The sequence below is a fragment of the Mycobacterium sp. E2699 genome (assembly GCF_001666745.1).
Lineage (GTDB): Bacteria > Actinomycetota > Actinomycetes > Mycobacteriales > Mycobacteriaceae > Mycobacterium.
The window spans coordinates 130,664-149,557 of record NZ_LZJH01000104.1 but is presented as its reverse complement, the minus strand read 5'-3'; the positions used below and the strand labels follow the sequence as shown (position 1 = coordinate 149,557).

General features: G+C 70.5%; 18 protein-coding genes and 1 pseudogene. 14 read left to right on the top strand and 5 right to left on the bottom strand.

Features of this window, described 5'->3' with window-relative positions; all coding sequences use genetic code 11:
* Positions 1 to 280: 280 nt before the first annotated feature.
* Positions 281 to 1,525: a glycosyltransferase gene (locus A5696_RS19400; RefSeq protein WP_067882598.1), complete on the top strand. Its 1,245-nt coding sequence runs from the start codon at positions 281 to 283 to the stop codon at positions 1,523 to 1,525.
* Here A5696_RS19400 and A5696_RS19395 read toward each other — a convergent pair.
* Complete coding sequence (locus A5696_RS19395; protein WP_067882597.1) at positions 1,520 to 2,254, bottom strand: dienelactone hydrolase family protein; 735 nt, start codon at positions 2,252 to 2,254, stop codon at positions 1,520 to 1,522. The genes A5696_RS19400 and A5696_RS19395 overlap by 6 nt on opposite strands.
* Before the next feature lie 42 nt (positions 2,255 to 2,296).
* Here A5696_RS19395 and A5696_RS19390 point away from each other — a divergent pair, with 42 nt between their 5' ends.
* The 9 genes from A5696_RS19390 (at position 2,297) to A5696_RS19350 (ending at position 11,571) form a co-directional block, all read left to right on the top strand.
* Positions 2,297 to 3,097 (top strand): thymidylate synthase, encoded by an 801-nt coding sequence (locus A5696_RS19390; protein WP_067882594.1) that lies wholly within the window; start codon positions 2,297 to 2,299, stop codon positions 3,095 to 3,097.
* Positions 3,098 to 3,104: 7 nt separating this feature from the next.
* Positions 3,105 to 3,590, top strand: a complete 486-nt coding sequence (locus tag A5696_RS19385) for a dihydrofolate reductase (protein WP_067882592.1) — start codon at positions 3,105 to 3,107, stop codon at positions 3,588 to 3,590.
* A gap of 88 nt (positions 3,591 to 3,678) precedes the next feature.
* Positions 3,679 to 4,380 carry a DivIVA domain-containing protein gene (locus tag A5696_RS19380; RefSeq protein WP_067882590.1) on the top strand — a complete coding sequence of 234 codons (702 nt, stop codon included), beginning with the start codon at positions 3,679 to 3,681 and terminating at the stop codon, positions 4,378 to 4,380.
* A gap of 57 nt (positions 4,381 to 4,437) precedes the next feature.
* Positions 4,438 to 5,646: a winged helix-turn-helix domain-containing protein gene (locus A5696_RS19375; RefSeq protein WP_067882671.1), complete on the top strand. Its 1,209-nt coding sequence runs from the start codon at positions 4,438 to 4,440 to the stop codon at positions 5,644 to 5,646.
* Positions 5,646 to 7,025 (top strand): N-6 DNA methylase, encoded by a 1,380-nt coding sequence (locus A5696_RS19370; RefSeq protein ID WP_067882588.1) that lies wholly within the window; start codon positions 5,646 to 5,648, stop codon positions 7,023 to 7,025. Before A5696_RS19375 ends, A5696_RS19370 begins: the two co-directional genes overlap by 1 nt.
* The gene (locus A5696_RS19365; RefSeq protein WP_067882586.1) at positions 7,022 to 8,083 is read left to right on the top strand and encodes a restriction endonuclease subunit S; all 1,062 of its coding nucleotides are present in this window, start codon (positions 7,022 to 7,024) and stop codon (positions 8,081 to 8,083) included. The genes A5696_RS19370 and A5696_RS19365 overlap by 4 nt, the downstream gene beginning before the upstream one ends.
* A 10-nt stretch (positions 8,084 to 8,093) precedes the next feature.
* Positions 8,094 to 8,855 (top strand): FAD-dependent thymidylate synthase, encoded by a 762-nt coding sequence (gene thyX, locus A5696_RS19360; protein WP_067882670.1) that lies wholly within the window; start codon positions 8,094 to 8,096, stop codon positions 8,853 to 8,855.
* Between the two features lie 117 nt (positions 8,856 to 8,972).
* Complete coding sequence (gene dapA / locus A5696_RS19355; protein WP_067882584.1) at positions 8,973 to 9,875, top strand: 4-hydroxy-tetrahydrodipicolinate synthase; 903 nt, start codon at positions 8,973 to 8,975, stop codon at positions 9,873 to 9,875.
* A gap of 19 nt (positions 9,876 to 9,894) precedes the next feature.
* The gene (locus A5696_RS19350) at positions 9,895 to 11,571 is read left to right on the top strand and encodes a ribonuclease J (protein WP_067882582.1); all 1,677 of its coding nucleotides are present in this window, start codon (positions 9,895 to 9,897) and stop codon (positions 11,569 to 11,571) included.
* 73 nt (positions 11,572 to 11,644) lie between these two features.
* Here the strand turns inward: A5696_RS19350 and A5696_RS19345 are convergent, their stop codons facing one another.
* The 3 genes from A5696_RS19345 to A5696_RS19335 are packed head-to-tail and all read right to left on the bottom strand — an operon-like array spanning position 11,645 to position 13,656.
* Positions 11,645 to 12,517, bottom strand: coding sequence for an SAM-dependent methyltransferase (locus A5696_RS19345; protein WP_067882581.1), 873 nt, complete (start codon positions 12,515 to 12,517; stop codon positions 11,645 to 11,647).
* 3 nt (positions 12,518 to 12,520) lie between these two features.
* Positions 12,521 to 13,342 (bottom strand): mycofactocin-coupled SDR family oxidoreductase, encoded by an 822-nt coding sequence (locus A5696_RS19340; protein ID WP_067882579.1) that lies wholly within the window; start codon positions 13,340 to 13,342, stop codon positions 12,521 to 12,523.
* On the bottom strand, positions 13,342 to 13,656 hold the full coding sequence (locus A5696_RS19335; RefSeq protein WP_067882577.1) for a putative quinol monooxygenase: 315 nt from the start codon (positions 13,654 to 13,656) through the stop codon (positions 13,342 to 13,344). The genes A5696_RS19340 and A5696_RS19335 overlap by 1 nt, the downstream gene beginning before the upstream one ends.
* Here A5696_RS19335 and A5696_RS19330 point away from each other — a divergent pair.
* Positions 13,655 to 16,277: pseudogene (locus A5696_RS19330) on the top strand (DNA translocase FtsK 4TM domain-containing protein). The gene A5696_RS19335 and the pseudogene A5696_RS19330 overlap by 2 nt on opposite strands.
* Positions 16,278 to 16,342: 65 nt before the next feature.
* Here the strand turns inward: A5696_RS19330 and A5696_RS19325 are convergent.
* Positions 16,343 to 16,858, bottom strand: coding sequence for an amino-acid N-acetyltransferase (locus A5696_RS19325; protein WP_156738482.1), 516 nt, complete (start codon positions 16,856 to 16,858; stop codon positions 16,343 to 16,345).
* 56 nt (positions 16,859 to 16,914) lie between these two features.
* On the opposite strand from A5696_RS19325, the gene pgsA reads away from it, so the two are divergent.
* The 3 genes from pgsA (at position 16,915) to pspA (ending at position 18,887) form a co-directional block, all read left to right on the top strand.
* Entirely contained in the window at positions 16,915 to 17,505 is a 591-nt protein-coding gene (gene pgsA / locus A5696_RS19320) for a CDP-diacylglycerol--glycerol-3-phosphate 3-phosphatidyltransferase (protein WP_067882572.1), read from the top strand.
* A gap of 103 nt (positions 17,506 to 17,608) precedes the next feature.
* Positions 17,609 to 17,935, top strand: coding sequence for a transcriptional regulator ClgR (gene clgR / locus A5696_RS19315; protein ID WP_067882570.1), 327 nt, complete (start codon positions 17,609 to 17,611; stop codon positions 17,933 to 17,935).
* A 121-nt stretch (positions 17,936 to 18,056) separates the two neighbouring features.
* Entirely contained in the window at positions 18,057 to 18,887 is an 831-nt protein-coding gene (pspA, locus tag A5696_RS19310) for a phage shock protein PspA (protein WP_067882568.1), read from the top strand.
* Positions 18,888 to 18,894: the final 7 nt, after the last annotated feature.

Below are 18,894 nucleotides of genomic sequence, written 5' to 3'. Positions count from 1 at the left end.
ATTTCGCTGCGCGCGTTATTAGCTGCACAGTGCCATTTCGTCTCCGCAGGGCGCCAGTTCAGCAAACTCAAGGACGCATCACCGCTACCCGTCGAAAGCCCCGGTCACCGGCGATAACCGCGGGCAGCAACTTCCTCCTGGCGGGATTCGCTAACTCGGGCCGGCGACCGCCTTGCCCCGGCGTTTCGCTCAGAAAGATCAAAACCATTTCGTCCGGCAAAGTGCTCCGGGTGGCCATCGTGGGTTCGCCGGGCGCTGGGCGCTGCCGCACAGTAGCCAAATGCGTGCGTTGCTCTCGACATACGATTCGCGCGGCGGCGTCGAGCCGCTGCTCGGTCTCGCCGTCGAGTTGCGGGCCCTCGGCGCCGAGGTCCGCATCTGCGCGCCCCCGGACGAGGAGTTCGCCGAACGGGCGGCCGGTCTCGGCGTGCCGCTGGTGCCGTTCGGGGAGTCGGTGCGCGCGCTGACGGCCGCGGCGACGCCGCCGTCGGAGGCGGACCTGCGGCGGCACGTCGACGAGCTGATCGCAGCGCAGTTCGACGCGGTGGCCGCGGCGGCGCAGGACTGCGATGCCCTGGTGGCGGCGGGCCTGCTGCCCGCCGCGGCCGGCGCGCGCTCGGCGGCCGAAATGCTGGGCATTCACTACGTCTACGCGAGCTATCACCCGACCGATCTGCCGTCACCGCACCACCCGCCGCCGTCGTTCTGGACCGCGCCGCTGCCGCCCGGCGCGGTCGACAACCGGGTGCTGTGGGAGTTGGATGGCCGAAACGCCAACGCCCACTTCGGCGCCACGCTCAACGCGCACCGAGCATCGATCGGCCTGCCGCCGGTCGACAACGTCCGTGACCACGCCATCGCCGAGCGTCCCTGGCTGGCGGCGGACCCGACCCTGGGCCCGTGGCCCTTGCCCGCTGATCTCGACGTCGTCCAAACCGGCGCCTGGCTGGTGCAGGACACCCGCCCGCTGCCCGGCGAGCTGGTGGAGTTCCTGGACGCCGGCGACGCCCCGGTGTACGTGGGGTTCGGCAGCATGCCCGTGCCCGCGCTCGAGGCCACCTCGCGGGCGGCCATCGCGGCGATCCGGGCGCAGGGCCGCCGCGCGGTGCTCGCCCGGGGCTGGGCCGGCCTGGCGCCGATCGACCGGGGCGACGACTGCGTTGCCGTGGGCGAGGTCAACCAGCAGGCGCTGTTCGCCCGGGTCGCCGCCGTCGTGCACCACGGCGGCGCGGGCACGACGACGGCGGCCGCGCGGGCCGGCGCGCCCCAGGTGGTGGTGCCGCAGGGGGCCGACCAGCTGTACTGGGCGCGCCGGGTCGCCCAGCTGGGCGTCGGGGCCGCGCTGTGCGGGGCGGCGCCGACGACGGACGCCCTGTCCTGCGCGCTGGCGACCGCCCTGGCCCCCGACACCCGCGCGCGAGCCGGCGCGCTGGCCGGCGAGATCCGCACCGACGGGGCGACGGTGGCCGCGGCGCTGCTGCTCGAGACGCTCGGCGCAAGCGGCGGCACCGGCTTGGCGCTATAGCGCCGAACCGAAGAGCTCCGTCATCGCCGCCCAGTGCCGCTCGTCGGCGGCCGGGTCATAGGGCGGGTTGTCGGGGACCGCGAACCCGTGGCCGGCCGGGTACCACTCGATGGTGTGTTCGACGCCCGCCGCCGTCAGCGCCTTGTCGAGCTGCTCGGCGTGATCGGCGGTGAACGACGCGTCGTTCTCGGCGCCGCCCACGTAGACCTTGGCGGTCATCCGGTCGGCCAGCAGGTGCGGGCTGTCCGCGCCGTCGCTCACCAGCCCGCCGCCGTGGAAGGACGCGGCGGCGGCGACGCGCTCGGGGAGGCGCCCGGCCACCACCAACGAGGTCCGGCCGCCCATGCAATACCCGCACACGCCGAAGCGCTGCCCGGACACCTCGGGCCGCGCGGCCAGGTAGTCGAAGAAGGCGCCCGCGTCGCCTGCCATCTTGTCGGGTGTGATGCTGCCGATCATGGCGAACAGGCGCCCGCGTTCCTTGGCGTCGCCGAACACGGTGGCCATGTCGAACGGCGCCCAGTCGCCGCTGCGGTAGTACACGTCGGGAAGCAGGACGGCATAACCGAATCCGGCCAGCTTGGCGGCCATCTGGTCGAAGGTGTCGCGCACCCCGCCGGCATCGCAGTACATGATCACGCCGGGCCAGGGGCCCGGGCCTTCGGGCGTGAACAGGCGGACGGGGCAGGAGCCGTCGGGAGTGGTGACGCTGTCGGTGATCTTCGGCATGGGATCCGTTCTACTCCTTACGCACCGAAGTAAGCTGACCGCGTGTCGATCCCCACCCCCTACGAGGATCTGCTCCGCCTCGTGCTCGAGAGTGGCGCGGTGAAATCCGACCGCACCGGCACCGGAACCCGCAGCCTGTTCGGCCGGCAGCTGCGTTACGACCTGTCGGCCGGCTTCCCGCTGCTGACCACCAAGAGGGTGCACCTCAAGTCGGTGGTCTACGAGCTGCTCTGGTTTCTGCGCGGCGACTCCAACGTCGCGTGGCTGCACCAGCACGGCGTCACCATCTGGGACGAATGGGCAAGCGACACGGGCGATCTCGGACCGATCTACGGCGTGCAATGGCGGTCCTGGCCGACCCCGTCGGGCGAGCACGTCGACCAGATCAGCGCCGCACTGGAGTTGCTGCGCACCGATCCCGATTCGCGGCGGATCATCGTGTCGGCGTGGAACGTCGGCGACATCCCGCGGATGGCGCTGCCGCCGTGCCACGCGTTCTTCCAGTTCTACGTGGCCGACGGGCGGCTGAGCTGCCAGCTGTACCAGCGCAGCGCGGACCTGTTCCTCGGGGTGCCGTTCAACATCGCCAGCTACGCGCTGCTCACCCACATGATGGCGGCCCAGGCCGGACTGTCGGTGGGCGAGTTCGTCTGGACCGGCGGCGACTGTCACATCTACGACAACCACGTCGAACAGGTGCGCACCCAGCTGGCCCGTGAGCCCCGGCCGTATCCGGAACTCGTTCTGGCGCAACGCGATTCGATCTTCGACTACACCTATGACGACGTCGTCGTGAGGAACTACGACCCGCACCCGGCGATCAAAGCCCCCGTCGCCGTATGAGCCGTACATGACCTCCCTGGGCCTGGTCTGGGCTCAGTCGACGTCGGGCGTCATCGGGCGCGGCGGTGACATCCCGTGGCGGGTGCCCGAGGACCTGGCCCGGTTCAAGCAGATCACCCTGGGGCACACGGTGGTGATGGGCCGGCGGACCTGGGAGTCGCTGCCGGCCCGGGTCCGTCCGCTGCCCGGCCGCCGCAACGTGGTGCTGACCCGGCAGCCCGACTACCGGGCCGACGGGGCCGAGGTCGCCGGTTCGCTCGAGGCCGCGCTCACCGAGCCCGACGCGTGGGTGATCGGCGGCGCGGAGGTCTATGCGCTCGCGCTGCCGCTGGCCGCCCGCTGCGAGGTCACCGAGGTCGAGATCGACCTGGTGCGCGACGACGAGGACGCGCTGGCCCCGGTGCTCGACGAGTCGTGGCTGGGCGAGACGGGGGAGTGGCAGGTCAGCCGCGCGGGGCCGCGGTACCGGTTCCACAGCTACCGCCGGGCCTGAGCCCGGATCGGCGCCCGTGCCATACTCGGACGCGGGGTCGGTGTCGCCGGGGTTTTTCACCAGACGTTGCCAGGAGGGGGAATTGGCAGTGATAACCGAACCCGCGAAGACGTTCACGCGCATGTTCCGGGGCTACGACCCCGGCGCGGTCGACGCGCACATCGAGATGTTGGCCACCAAGCAGCAGTTGCTGCGCGACGACGTCGAGAGCCTGCGGGCCAGGCTGAGGGAATCGGGCGAGGAGGCGGCCGCCCTGCGCAAGGAGATCGCCCTCCTCACCGAGACGTCCACCTCGCCCCACGCGGTGCAACAGCGGATGGCCAAGATGCTGCGGCGCGCGGTCGACGAGGCTTCGGAGATGCAGGCCGAGGCGCGCGCCGAGGCGGAAGCGCTGATCGCGGCGGCCGAGGCCGAGGCCGAGGCCGCCCAACGCAGGCGCGACGAGGTGCTGGCCGACATGGCGGAGCAGCGCAAGGCCATGGAGGCCGAGTACGCCGAGGCCAAACAGCAGCTCGAGGACGAACTGGCCGGCATGCGAGCCGACGCCCAGAAGGCGCGTGAGCAGCTCCTCGGCGACGCCAAGCAGGAAGCCGATCACTATCGCGAGCGGGCTCAGCGTGCGGTCGACGAGGCGAGCCGGCACCGGATCAAGATCCTCGAGGAATTGATGGCCGTCTACCGCGACCTGGAACCGGTCCCGGCCGCGCTCGAGTCGGCCTACGACGAACGCAAGAATCCGCCGGAGGCCGGCGCGCTGGTGGCGGCGGACGGCAAAGCCCGCGCGGGCTGAGCCCGGTCGCGTCGCCGCCGGGAGCAGCCGCAGAGCCGGTATTCTCGGCGCGTGTCGATCCGGACCCCGGGGCTGTCCGCCGCGCAGGCCCGCCGAATTGCCGTTGCGGCCCAAGGATTTAGCGAGCCGCGGCCCGCCGGGCCGATCACCCGCGCGCATCTCAAGCGGCTCATCTCGAGAATTCAAGTGCTGCAACTGGATTCGGTGTCGGTGGCGGTACGCGCGCACTACGCGCCGGTGTTCAGCCGACTCGGCCCCTACGACCGCGACGTGCTGGACCGCGCGGCCTGGGGGCCGCGCCCGTCGCGGCTGCTGGCCGAGTACTGGGCGCACGAGGCCGCGCTGATGGCCGTCGACGACTGGCCGCTGCTGCGCTGGCGGATGCGGCAATACCGGCACGGCCGCTGGGGCACCCACATCGTCAAGGCCAACCCCGAGCTCGCGGAGCGCGTCGTCGCCGCCGTCGCCGAGCTCGGGCCCAGCACCGCCGGGCAGATCGAGGAGCACCTGGAGGCCGAGCCGCGGCGCGAGAAGGGCAGGTGGTGGACGCGCAGCGACACCAAATGGGTCGCCGAGGCGCTGTTCGCCTCGGGCGTGCTGACGACGGCCACCCGGGTCGGCTTCGCGCGGCACTACGACCTGGTGGAGCGGGTGCTGCCGGCGAGCGTGCTGGCCCGCGAGGTGGACGACGGCGAGGCCGTCCGGGAGCTGACGTTGCGGGCCGCCACCGCGCTGGGCGTGGGCACCGAGGCCGACATCCGGGATTACTTCCGGCTGTCGGCCCAGCAGGTCAAGCCGGCGATCGCCGAGTTGCTGTCCGCAGGGGAGATCGAGCGGGTCGACGTCGACGGCTGGACCGCGCCGGCGTACCTGCGGGCGGGCCGGACGGTGCCGCGGGCCGACCGCGGCACCGCGCTGCTGTGCCCGTTCGACCCGCTGATCTTCTTCCGGCCCCGGGTCGAGCGGCTGTTCGATTTCGTCTACCGCCTCGAGATCTACACGCCGGCCGCCCAGCGCCGGTACGGCTACTACGTGTGGCCGTTGCTGCTGGACGGGCGGCTGGTGGCGCGCGTCGACCTCAAGGCCGACCGCGCCGCCGGCTCGCTGCGCGTGCTCGGTGCCTTCGGCGAGCCCGACACCCCGCGACCGCGCGTGGTCGACGCGCTGGCCGGCGAGCTGCGGTCCATGGCGTCGTGGCTGGGCCTGGGCGGCTTCAGCGTGTCCACCCGGGGCGACCTGGCCCGTGACCTGCGGGCGGCCGCGTGATGCGGGCCACGGACAAGGAGCTCGAAGGCACGCTGTGGAAGGCGGCCAACAAGCTGCGCGGCTGCCTGTCGGCCGGCCAGTACAAGGACGCCGTCCTCGGGCTGGTGTTCCTGCGGCACGCCGACGCGCCGCGGTGGAAATCCTTGGCGCGCAACGCGGAATCGCCGGACATCGGCCGGCTCGTCGACGACGCCATGGCGGCCACGGGGTTGCCGCGGCTGTACGAAAACCTCGACGCGCGCCGGCTCGGCGAGCTGGTGCGCCTGCTCGACGGCGCGCAATTCGATTCCGAGGGCGGCCGCCCCGCGCGGGACCTGATGGGCGAGGTGTACGAGTACTTCCTGGGCAATTTCGCCCGGGCCGAAGGCCGGCGGGGCGGCGAATTCTTCACCCCGCCCTGCGTGGTGCGGGTGATCGTCGAGGTGCTCGAACCGTCCAGCGGCCGGGTGTACGACCCGTGCTGCGGATCGGGCGGAATGTTCGTGCAGACCGGGCGGTTCGTCGCCGCGCGCGACGGCGATCCCGCGAAAGTGACGATCTACGGCCAGGAAAGCGTCGAGCAGACCTGGCGGATGGCGAAGATGAACCTCGCCGTCCACGGCATCGACGACACCGGCTTGGGTGCGCGCTGGGCCGACACGTTCGCCGACGACCTGCACGCCGGCGTGCAGATGGACTACGTGCTGGCCAATCCGCCCTTCAACATCAAGGATTGGGCCCGCGACGAACGAGACCCGCGCTGGCGCTTCGGCATTCCGCCCGTCACCAACGCCAACTACGCCTGGATTCAGCACATCCTGTCCAAGCTGGCGCCGGGCGGCAAGGCCGGCGTCGTGATGGCCAACGGCTCGATGTCGTCGAATGTGCTCGGGGAGGGTGACATTCGAGCCCGGATCGTCGAGGCGGACCTGGTGACGTGCATGGTGGCGTTGCCCGGGCAGTTGTTTCGCAGCACCGGCATCCCGGTGTGCCTGTGGTTCTTCGCGCGGGACAAGGGCGGCCGGTCCGGCCAGGTGCTGTTCATCGACGCCCGCGGGCTCGGCCACCTGGTTGATCGGGCGGAGCGCGCGCTGAGCGACGCGGACGTCGCCCGCATCGGCGACACCTACCACGCCTGGTGTGGATCGCAGTCGGCCGCCGCCAAAGGCCTTACCTACCATGACGTTCCGGGCTTCTGCAGATCGGCGTCGCTGGACGAGATCAGGGCCGCGGGCTACGCCCTGACCCCCGGACGGTATGTGGGTCCGCCCGCCGCCGCCGACGACGGGGAGCCCGTCGAGCAGAAGGTCGCCCGGCTGACCGGCGACCTGCTGGCGGCGCTCGACGAATCCGCGCGACTGGACATGGTGGTGCGCGAACAGCTGGAGCGCCTGCGGTGAGGGTCAGGCTCGGCGACCACCTGGAGTTCAGCAACGGCACCAGCCCGCCGCGTCGGGCGCCGGACGGGTGCTTCCGCGTCTACGGCGCCAACGGGGCGATCGGCTATGCGGCACAACGCAACGCGACCGGCCCGCTCATCGTGCTGGGCCGTGTCGGATCGTATTGCGGCAGTCTGCGGTATTGCGACTCCGACGTCTGGGTCACCGACAACGCGCTGGTCTGCCGGGCCAAGGAGCCCGCGGACACCCGGTATTGGTATTACGCGCTGCACACCTGCGGGCTGGGTGAACAGCGGACCGGGTCGGGCCAGCCCCTGCTCAACCAGCGGATCCTGCGCGACGTCTCGGTCGCGACCGTCGCGGCGCCGCACCGCCGCCGGATCGCCGAGGTGCTCGGCGCCGTCGACGACAAGATCGCCGCCAACGAACGCGTGATCGCCGCCGCCGAACGCCTGATGGTGGCCATCGTCGAGGCGGTGCCCGAGCACGTCCCGTTGTCTTGCCTGGCCGAGCGGTCGACGGCGCTTGTCGGCCCGGCCGGGTTCGGCGACGTCGTCGCCCACTTCAGCCTGCCGGCGTTCGACAACGGCGCGAACCCCGCCGTCGTGTCCGCCGGATCGGTGCGCAGCGCCAAGTTCCTCCTGTCGCAGCCGTGCGTCTTGTTCGCGAAGCTCAATCCCAGGATCCCGCGCATCTGGAACGTGCCGGCCGTGCCGTCGCAAATGGCCTTGGCCAGCACGGAATTCGTGGTGCTCAGACCGGTCGGGGTCGACGCGTCGGCCCTGTGGTCGGCGCTGCGGCAACCCGCCGTCACCGAGACGCTGCAACGCCGGGTCGCCGGGACCTCGGCCAGCCACCAGCGGATTCAACCGCGCGACCTGCTGGAGGTTCTGGTCCGCGACGTCCGTCGGCTGGCGCCCGCGGCGGCGCGGACGACCACCGGCCTCGGCGAACTGTGCCACGCGCGGCGCGCCGAAAACCTGCGGTTGGCGGCCTTCCGCGACGCCGTGCTCCCGCCGCTGATATCGGGTGAGCTCGCCGTGCGGCCGTCGCGTTAAGGTGAGCGCCGTGGCCCAGACCGCCCCGCTGCGCGTGCAGCTGATCGCCAGGACGGAGTTCCTGGCGCCGCCGGACGTGCCGTGGGCCACCGACGGCCCCGACGTCCAAGGCGGCTCTGCGCTCACCGAATTCGCCGGACGGGCCTGCTATCAGAGCTGGTCGAAGCCCAACCCCAAGACGGCGACCAACGCCGGCTACATCAAGCACATCATCGACGTCGGGCACTTCTCGGTGCTCGAGCACGCGAGCGTGTCGTTCTACATCACCGGCGTCTCGCGATCGTGCACGCACGAGCTGATCCGGCACCGGCATTTCTCCTACTCGCAGCTGTCGCAACGCTATGTGCCGGAGGGCGACTCGCGGATCGTCGTCCCGCCCGGGATGGACGACGACCCCGAACTGCGGCGGATCCTCACCGAGGCCGCCGACGCCAGCCGGGCCACCTACACCGAGCTGCTGGCCCGGCTGGAGGCCAAGTTCGCCGACCAGCCGAGCGCGATCCTGCGGCGCAAGCAGGCGCGCCAGGCCGCGCGGGCGGTGCTGCCCAACGCCACCGAGACCCGCATCGTGGTGACCGGCAACTACCGGGCGTGGCGGCACTTCATCGCCATGCGCGCCAGCGAGCACGCCGACGTGGAGATCCGGCGGCTGGCCATCGAGTGCCTGCGCCAGCTCGTCGGCGTCGCGCCGGCCGTGTTCGCCGACTTCGAGGTGTCCACCCTGGCCGACGGGACCGAGGTCGCGACGAGTCCGTTGGCCACCGAGGCCTAACTGGCGGATCGGCGCGAGGGTGCACGGTTGTACGCGATTTGCGGCGTGTCGCCGTACAAACACGCGCGCTCGCGGCGGTAACAAAAGGCCTTGGTACCGCCAGGTAACCTGAAGACCGTGAGCACCGTCGGATTCGACGCCCCGGCACGGCTGGGAACCCTGCTGACCGCGATGGTCACTCCCTTTGCGGGCGATGGCTCCCTGGACACCGCGAAGGCGGCGCAGCTGGCAAACCGGCTGGTGGACGGGGGGTGCGACGGCCTGGTGGTCTCCGGAACCACCGGCGAGTCGCCGACCACCACCGACGACGAGAAGCTCGAGCTGCTGCGGGCGGTGCTGGAGGCGGTGGGCGACCGGGCCCGCGTCATCGCCGGCGCGGGCACCTATGACACGGCCCACAGCGTCCGGTTGGCCAAGGCCTGCGCGGCCGAGGGAGCACACGGCCTGCTGGTGGTCACGCCGTACTACTCCAAGCCGCCGCAGTCCGGGCTCGTCGCGCATTTCACGGCGGTCGCCGACGCGACCGACCTGCCGGTGCTGCTCTACGACATCCCGCCGCGCTCGGTGATACCGATCGAGACCGAGACCATCCATGCGCTGGCCGCCCACCCGAACATCGTCGGCATCAAGGACGCCAAGGCCGATCTGCACGCCGGTGGCCAGATCATGGCCGAGACCGGCCTGGCCTACTACTCCGGGGACGACGCGCTGAACCTGCCATGGCTGGCGATGGGTGCGACCGGCTTCATCAGCGTGATCGCCCACGTCGCGGCGGGGCAGTTGCGGGAGTTGTTGTCCGCCTTCAATTCCGGGGACATCGCCACCGCAAGGAAGATCAACGTCGGCCTCGCACCGCTGTGCAACGCGATGGCCCGGCTCGGTGGGGTGACGATGTCGAAGGCGGGTCTGCGCCTGCAGGGCTTCGACGCGGGCGACCCCCGGCTGCCGCAGATGCCGGCGACGGCGGCGCAGAGCGAGGCGCTGGCCGCCGACCTGCGCGCGGCGTCGGTGCTTCGGTGAGCCAAAGGACGGTTTACCAGTGGATGTAGACCTCACCCCGCCGGGTCCTCTCAGTCCGGGCGGGTTGCGGGTCACCGCGCTGGGCGGCATCAACGAAATCGGCCGCAACATGACCGTTTTCGAGCACCTGGGCCGCCTGCTGATCATCGACTGCGGGGTGATGTTCCCCACCCACGACGAGCCCGGCGTCGACCTGATCCTGCCGGATCTGCGCCACATCGAGGAGCGGCTCGACGACGTCGAGGCCCTGGTGCTGACCCACGCGCACGAGGACCACATCGGGGCGATCCCGTTTTTGCTCAGGCTGCGCCCCGACATCCCGGTCGTCGGCTCGAAGTTCACCTTGGCGCTGGTCGCCGCCAAATGCCGCGAGCACCGCATCAAGCCGGTCTTCGTGCAGGTCGCCGAGGGGCAGCGCAGCACGCACGGCGTGTTCGAGTGCCAGTACTTCGCCGTCAACCACTCCATCCCCGACGCGCTGGCCATCGCGGTGCACACGGGCGCGGGGACCGTGCTGCACACCGGCGACATCAAGCTCGACCAGCTCCCGCTCGACGGCCGGCCCACCGACCTGCCCGGCATGTCCCGGCTGGGCGACGCGGGCGTGGACCTGTTCCTGTGCGACTCGACCAATTCCGAGATCCCCGGTGTCGGGCCCTCGGAAAGCGAGGTGGGCCCGACCCTGCACCGGCTGATCCGGGGCGCCGACGGCCGCGTCATCGTGGCCTGCTTCGCCTCCAACGTGGACCGGGTGCAGCAGATCATCGACGCGGCGGTGGCGTTGGGCCGGCGGGTGTCGTTCGTCGGGCGATCCATGGTGCGCAACATGGGCATCGCCCGGGAGCTGGGTTTTCTGCGGGTCGACGATTCCGATCTCATCGAGATCTCCGCCGCGGAGATGATGCCGCCCGAGCGGGTGGTGCTGATCACCACCGGCACCCAGGGCGAGCCGATGTCGGCATTGTCCCGGATGTCGCGCGGCGAGCACCGCAGCATCACCCTCACGCCCGAGGACCTGGTGATCCTGTCATCCTCGCTGATCCCGGGGAACGAGGAGGCGGTGTACGGGGTCATCGACTCGCTGGCCAAGATCGGGGCGCGCGTCGTCACCAACCAGCAAGTGCGCGTGCACGTTTCGGGTCACGCCTACGCCGGCGAGCTGCTGTTCCTCTACAACGGGGTGCGGCCGCGCCACGTGATGCCGGTGCACGGCACCTGGCGGATGCTACGGGCCAACGCCAAGCTGGCGGCGCGCGCGGGGGTGCCCGAGGAGTCGATCATGCTGGCCGAGAACGGCGTCAGCGTCGACCTGGTGGCCGGCAAGGCCGCCATCGCCGGGGCGGTGCCCGTCGGCAAGATGTTCGTCGACGGGTTGATCACCGGCGACGTCGGCGACATCACCCTGGGCGAGCGGCTCATCCTGTCGTCGGGTTTCGTCGCGGTGACCGTCGTGGTGCAGCGCGGCACCGGCCGTCCCGCCGCCGCGCCGCAACTGTTTTCGCGCGGGTTCTCCGAGGACCCCAAGGCGCTCGAGCCCGCGGTGCGCAAGGTCGAGGCGGAGCTGGAGCAGCTGGTCGCCGCCGACGTGACCGACCCCGTCCGGATCGCCCAGGGGGTGCGCCGCACGGTGGGCAAGTGGGTCGGCGAGACCTACCGTCGGCAGCCGATGATCGTGCCGACGGTCATCGAGGTCTGAGCCGCCTCGCGAGACATAAAGCGCTGCGACGGTTTTCGGCGTGTCGTCGCAAGGGTTTATGTGTCGCGGCGCCCTAGATCTTTTCCGCGTAGGCCGACCATTCCAGTTGGGAGGCGGCGAGTTTCCGGCCGGTGGGTGCCACGTAACGCTCGACGAGCTCGTCGGGACCGGCCTGCTCAACCAGCCGCCAGCCGTACTCGGCGACGAACTCCGCGACCTCGTCGGGCTGCAGGCCGAAGTGCCACAGTTGGTGGCGCTGACGGACATTGCGGTACAGCGTGCGGGTGCCGTACCGGTTCGTGCCGTCGATGAAGTCCCGGCGCACGTAGGTGAACACCAGTCGGCTGCCCGGGGCGGCCGCGCGCAGGCCTTCGAGGGTGCGCCGGACCCCGTCTTCGGTGAGGTACTGGGTGACGCCCTCGCAGATGAAGAATGCCCGGTAGTCGGTGCGGTAGCCGTGCTCGGCCAGCGAGGTGAGCAGGTCGTCGCGCTCGAAGTCCAACGGCACCAACCGAACCGACATCGGCAATCCGCCCAGCACCCGCCGAACGGTGTTCGCCTTCCTGGCGATGTTGACCGGCAGGTCCACCTCGAAGACCGGGCGGCGCACCCGCCGAGTCAGCAGGTAGGGGCGGGTGTCGAAACCGGCGCCGAGGATGACGACCGCGTCGATGTCGGGCAGCGCCTCCTCGAGCTTGTCGGCGATGAACCGCTTGCGGCAGGCGAGGTTGGCCCACAGCCCGGGGCCGGTGTACTCCGATCCGCGGACCATCAGGCGGCGGGCGGGCGCCCATCGCGTCGCGGCGACGAGCCAGCGCAGCGGGCGCGGCAGGAACAATTCGGCGAGGTCGTCGTCGACCAGCCGGCGGCCGGGCGGCTCGTTGCGTTCGACCGCCGCCAGCACGATCGGGCCGAAGGCGGTCTGCGCAGCGGGATTTCGTGCCATGGCCTACTTCTTGTTCAAAAAGCCCGCATCGACGGGTAACGCGACGCCGGTGAGGTAGCGGGCCTGGTCGGACACCAGCCACGCCACAGCATTGGCGATGTCTTCGGGCTGCATCACCTGCACCGGCAGCGCGTTGCCCATGTCCGGGGGTACATCGGATCGGGCGATCAAATCGGCCAGCCACTGCCGGGTGAGCTCGTTGTTGATCATCGGGGTGTCGACGCCGGACGGGTGGATGGAGTTGACCCGAATGTTTTGTGGGGCAAGAAGATTGGCGTACACGCGCATCAACCCGACCACCCCGTGTTTGGCGGCGGCGTAACCGACGGAGCCGGCGTCGATGCTGGCGATGCCGGCGAGCCCCGCGGCCGAACTGATCAGCACGATCGATCCGCCGGTGCCCTGCTTGGTCATCGTCGGTATCGCGACCTTGATGGTGTTGTAGACGCCGGTGAGGTTGACGTCGATCACGTCGCGCCAGCCGTCGTCGCCGGACTGCATGGGCGCGATCCCGGCGTTGGCCACGACGATGTCGAGGCGGCCGAACTCGTCCAGGCCCGCCTGCAGCGCGGTGGACAGCGACGGCCGGTCGCGGACATCACCCTGGCGGGCGACGATGCGCGCGCCGGTGTCCTCGACGAGCTTGACGGTGGCCGCCAGGTCGTCCGGGGTGGCCAGGGGGTAGGGGACGCTGGCGATCTGCTCGCACAGGTCCACCGCGATCACATTCGCGCCGTCGGCGGCCAGCCGCACGGCGTGCGCGCGGCCCTGACCGCGCGCGGCGCCGGTGACCAGCGCGACTTTGCCCGTCAGTGGCCCGGCCATCAGGCGCGCAGCTGCCCCTTGGCCGGGTCGCCGGCGGGAACCGGCTGCAACATCTTGATGTCCGGCGCCCCGGCCAGGTGCTCGCCCGCCGCCGCGAACATCTTGCCGATCGCGGGCGCGGTGCTGTGCGTCTTGAGCGCCTCTTCGTCCGCCCACTGTTCGACGAACACGAACGTCTCGCCGCTCTGGTGCAGCGAGTACAGCTGGCATCCCGGCTCGTCGTGCACTTCGGAAACCGCGTTGGTGAGGATGTCGCGGACGGTGTCGACCGATTCGGGTTTGACGGTCATGGTGGCGACGACGACGACGGGCATGCGGGGGCCTCCTGGGTGCCTGAGGGGGTGGGCATTCGCCACCCTACTCAGGCACCGCCCGCCGCGGTCGGCGCCCGGCGGTCGTTGCCAGTGTGGCGGGTGGTGTAGATGAGGTGTTTGCGACTACCCTTGGCCCCATGCCCAGTAAGACCGCCGCCCGCTCCGGTAGCCGAACGAGCAGGTCAAAGGCCAGTTCGCGCAGCGGCGGGCCCCGGAAGCCGCGCCCGGCGCCCCGCCGGGCGGCGAGCAGGCCCGCCAGACGCCGCAACCGCTCGCTGCTCGTCGCCACCGGGCTGACCTGCGGGCGGGCCGTGCGCGCCGCCTGGCTGCTGACGGCGCGGGGCGCCGGCGGCGCGGCCCGCTCCATCGGGCGGGCCCACGACATCGACCCCGGACACCGCCGCGACGGGATCGCGCTGGCGCTGCTCGGCGTCTCCGTCGTGGTAGCCGCGAGCTCGTGGTTCGACGCCGCCCGTCCGATCGGCGCGTGGGTCGACACGCTGATCCGAACCTTCATCGGCGCGGGCGTCCTGGCGCTGCCCGTCGTCACCGCCGCGGTGGCCGTCACGTTGATGCGGACCCAGCCCAATCCCGATGCCCGGCCCCGGCTGATCCTGGGCGCAAGCCTGCTCGCCCTGTCGGCGCTCGGCCTGCGGCACCTGTGGTCCGGTTCGCCCGGGGACCCCGAATTGCGCCGTCGCGCCGCGGGATTCATCGGCTTCGCCATCGGCGGGCCGCTGTCGGACGGGCTGACGCCCTGGATCGCCGCGCCGCTGCTGTTCATCGGCTTCATGTTCGGCCTGCTGTTGCTGACCGGCACCACCATCCGCGAGGTGCCCGATGCCGTCCGCGCCATGTTCGGCGGCCGGCTGGTCGGCGGCGACGCCTATGACCCCTATGACCAGGAAGCCGACGAGTTCGACGACGACGAGCAGCCGCGCGAGGACTTCTCCGACGGGTACTACGACGAGTCCGGTGAACCGGAGTCGCAGGCCTGGCCGTCCGCGGCCCCCGCCCCGGCCGCGCTCGGCGAGCCGATCGCCGACGACACGCCCACCATCCCGGAGCCCGGGCGAAGCCGGCGTCGCGCCAAGAAGCCGGAAACCCGGATCGTCGACCGCGTCGTCGAGGGCCCCTATACGCTGCCCTCGCTGACCCTGCTGGTGGCCGGCGACCCGCCGAAAAAGCGCAGCGCCGCCAACACCGTGATGGCCGACGCCATCACCGAGGTGCTCAACCAGTTCAAGGTCGACGCCGCCGTCACCGGCTGCACCCGCGGGCCCACCGTCACCCGCTACGAGGTGGAGCTGGGGCCCGGCGTCAAGGTGGAGAAGATCACCGCGCTGCAGAAGAACATCGCCTACGCGGTGGCCACCGAGAGCGTGCGCATGTTGGCGCCGATCCCCGGCAAGTCCGCCGTGGGCATCGAGGTGCCCAACACCGACCGGGAGATGGTCAGGCTGGCCGACGTGCTCACGGCGCCGTCGACCCGCCGCGACCACCACCCGCTGGTGATCGGGCTGGGCAAGGACATCGAGGGCGACTTCATCTCGGCCAACCTGGCCAAGATGCCGCACCTGCTGGTGGCCGGCTCCACCGGTTCCGGCAAGTCCAGCTTCGTCAACTCGATGCTGGTGTCGCTGCTGGCCCGCGCCACCCCGGAGGAGGTCAGGATGATCCTGATCGACCCGAAGATGGTGGAACTGACGCCGTACGAAGGCATTCCGCACCTGATCACCCCGATCATCACCCAGCCGAAGAAGGCCGCGGCCGCGCTGGCGTGGCTGGTCGAGGAGATGGAGCAGCGCTACCAGGACATGCAGGCCTCGCGGGTGCGCCACATCGACGACTTCAACGAGAAGGTGCGATCGGGCGCCATCACGGCGCCGCTGGGCAGCCAGCGCGAATACCGGCCCTATCCCTACGTCGTGGCGATCGTCGACGAGCTGGCCGACCTGATGATGACGGCGCCGCGCGATGTCGAGGACGCGATCGTGCGGATCACGCAGAAGGCCCGCGCCGCGGGCATCCACCTGGTGCTGGCCACCCAGCGCCCGTCGGTGGACGTGGTGACAGGCCTGATCAAGACGAACGTGCCGTCGCGGCTGGCGTTCGCCACGTCGTCGCTCACCGACAGCCGGGTCATCCTGGACCAGGCCGGCGCGGAGAAGCTGATCGGCATGGGCGACGCGCTGTTCCTGCCGATGGGCGCCAGCAAGACCGTCCGCTTGCAGGGCGCGTTCGTCTCCGACGAGGAGATCCAGGCCGTCGTCAGCGCCTGCAAAGACCAGGCCGAACCCGAATACACCGAGGGCGTCACCGCCGCCAAGCCGACCGGCGAACGCACCGACGTCGATCCCGACATCGGCGACGACATGGACGTGTTCCTGCAGGCCGTCGAGTTGGTGGTGTCCAGCCAGTTCGGCTCGACCTCGATGCTGCAGCGCAAGCTGCGCGTCGGTTTCGCCAAGGCCGGCCGGCTGATGGACCTGATGGAGACCCGCGGCATCGTCGGGCCGTCCGAAGGGTCCAAGGCGCGCGAGGTGCTGGTCAAGCCCGACGAGCTGGCCGGAACGCTGGCCCTGATCCGCGGCGGCAGCGGCGACGGCGACCCGGAGTAGCGCGAACAGACGCAAAAGCGCCCAATTCCTCGGCGTGTCGCGGGCTTTTGTGTCTGCTCGCCGGGCTAGAGCACCAGCAGCATCCGGGAGTTGCCCAGGATGTTGGGCTTGACGTAGCTGAGGTCCAGGAATTCGGCGACGCCGATGTCGTAGGAGCGGCACATCTCCTCGTACACCTCGGCGGTGACGGGCGTGCCCTCGATCTCGGTGAACCCGTGCTTGCCGAAGAACTCGGTCTCGAAGGTCAGCACGAACAACCGCTCCAGCTGCAGCTCGCGGGCCACCTCGAGCAGCCGGTCGACGATCGCGTGGCCGATGCCGTGGCCGGTCATCGCCGGGTCGACGGCGACGGTGCGCACCTCGCCGAGGTCCGACCACAGCACGTGCAGCGCCCCGCAGCCGACCACCCTGCCCTCGTACTCGGCCACCCAGAACTCCTGGACGGCCTCGTAGAGCGTGACGAGGTTTTTCTCCAGCAGGATGCGCCCGGAGTACGTGTCGACGAGTTGTTTGATCGCGGGGACGTCGGACGTTCGCGCGCGCCGGACCACCGGCCGGGGGTCCCGTGAGCTTTCGGTCACGGGTAACAGTATCGGCAACCGGGAGAGGAGCGCTGGTCAACCGTTATTCTTAGGCGGTGTCGGGCCAGCCGCAAACACCGCCGGTGGCAAGCCGCGCCCGCATCGCGAACCTCGCCAACGTGCTGACCCTGCTCCGCCTGGTGCTGGTCCCCATCTTCCTGCTCGCGCTGTTTTCCGCGGACGGCCACCAAATCGCCGGGCGGATAGTCGCTTTCGTGATTTTCGCCGTCGCCTGCATCACCGACCGGTTCGACGGGCTGCTGGCCCGAAACTACGGGATGGCGACCGAGTTCGGTGCGTTCGTCGATCCGATCGCCGACAAGGCCCTGATCGGGTCGGCGCTGATCGGCCTGTCGATGCTCGGGGACCTGCCGTGGTGGGTAACGGTGGTGATCATGACCCGCGAGGTGGGGGTCACGCTGCTGCGGCTGGCCGTGATACGCCGCGGGGTCATCCCGGCGAGTTGGGGCGGCAAGCTCAAGACCGTCGTCCAGGCGTTGGCGATCGGCTTGTTCATCCTGCCGCTGTCGGGGCCTTTCCGGGTGGTGGCGGCCGTCCTCATGGGCATCGCGATCGTCCTGACGGTGGTGACCGGCGTGGATTACGTGGTGTCCACCGCCCGGGCCGTTCGCCAGCAGGCCGGCTGAGCGGGAACCAACTTCACGGCTCGCGGCGTTGACCGTAATGAGTGCCTGCTGAATCTGGGGTTGATACGTGCTGAGCAGGGCTGACTGGACGAAGGAGAGCAGGATGGCGCCATTGATGCGCGAGGTCATCGGCGATGTGCTGCGCCGGGCCCGAACGTCACAGGGCCGGACGCTGCGCGAGATCTCGGATTCGGCGCGGGTGAGCCTCGGCTATCTGTCGGAGGTGGAGCGCGGCCGCAAGGAGCCGTCCAGCGAGCTGCTCAACGCGATCTGCGACGCGCTGGAGATGCCGCTGTCGGCGGTGCTGACCGGCGCCGGCGAGCGGATGGCCAGCGAGGAGAGCGCGGCCTACACCCCGCCGAGCGGCCCCACCATCGACGCCAGCACCAAGGTGGTCATCCCGCCGGTGGCGTCGCTGGCCGTGGCCTGAGGCCTTTCCGGCGCTCGTCGTCACCGGGCTGGCGCCAGGGGTGGGGCGATCGGGCCCGACCCGATAAATTGAGCGGCAGGGCGCTTGTCCGGCATACAAGAAACGAAGGTGGACCCGACTGATGGCCAATCCGTTCGTCAAAGCGTGGAAATACCTGATGGCGCTGTTCAACTCCAAGATCGACGAGCACGCCGACCCCAAGGTGCAGATCCAGCAGGCCATCGAGGAAGCCCAGCGCCAACACCAGGCACTGACCCAGCAGGCGGCCCAGGTGATCGGCAACCAGCGCCAGCTCGAGATGCGGCTCAACCGGCAACTGGCCGACATCGAGAAGCTGCAGGTCAACGTCCGTCAGGCGCTGACCCTTGCCGACCAGGCCACCGGCGCCGGGGACGCCGCCAAGGCCGCCGAGTACAACAACGCCGCCGAGGCGTTCGCGGCCCAGCTCGTGACCGCAGAGCAGAGCGTCGAGGACCTCAAGACCCTGCACGACCAGGCGCTGTCCGCCGCGGCGCAGGCCAAGAAGGCCGTCGAACAGAACTCGATGGTGTTGCAACAGAAGATTTCCGAGCGCACCAAGCTGCTCAGCCAGCTCGAGCAGGCCAAGATGCAGGAACAGGTCAGCGCGTCGCTGCGGTCGATGAGCGAGATCGCCGCGCCGGGCAACACCCCGAGCCTCGACGAGGTGCGCGACAAGATCGAGCGACGGTACGCCAACGCGATCGGTTCCGCCGAACTCGCGCAGGGTTCCGTGCAGGGCCGCATGCTCGAGGTCGAGCAGGCCGGCATCCAGATGGCCGGGCACTCCCGGTTGGAGCAGATCCGCGCGTCGATGCGCGGCGAAGCGCTGCCGGCGGGCGGGACGCCCGCGACTCCGGGGGCGGCCCCGGCCACTCCCGCACCCGCCGAGACCGCGGGCGGGCAAGTCGCCGAGAAGCCCTTTGGCCAGTAACGCCGCG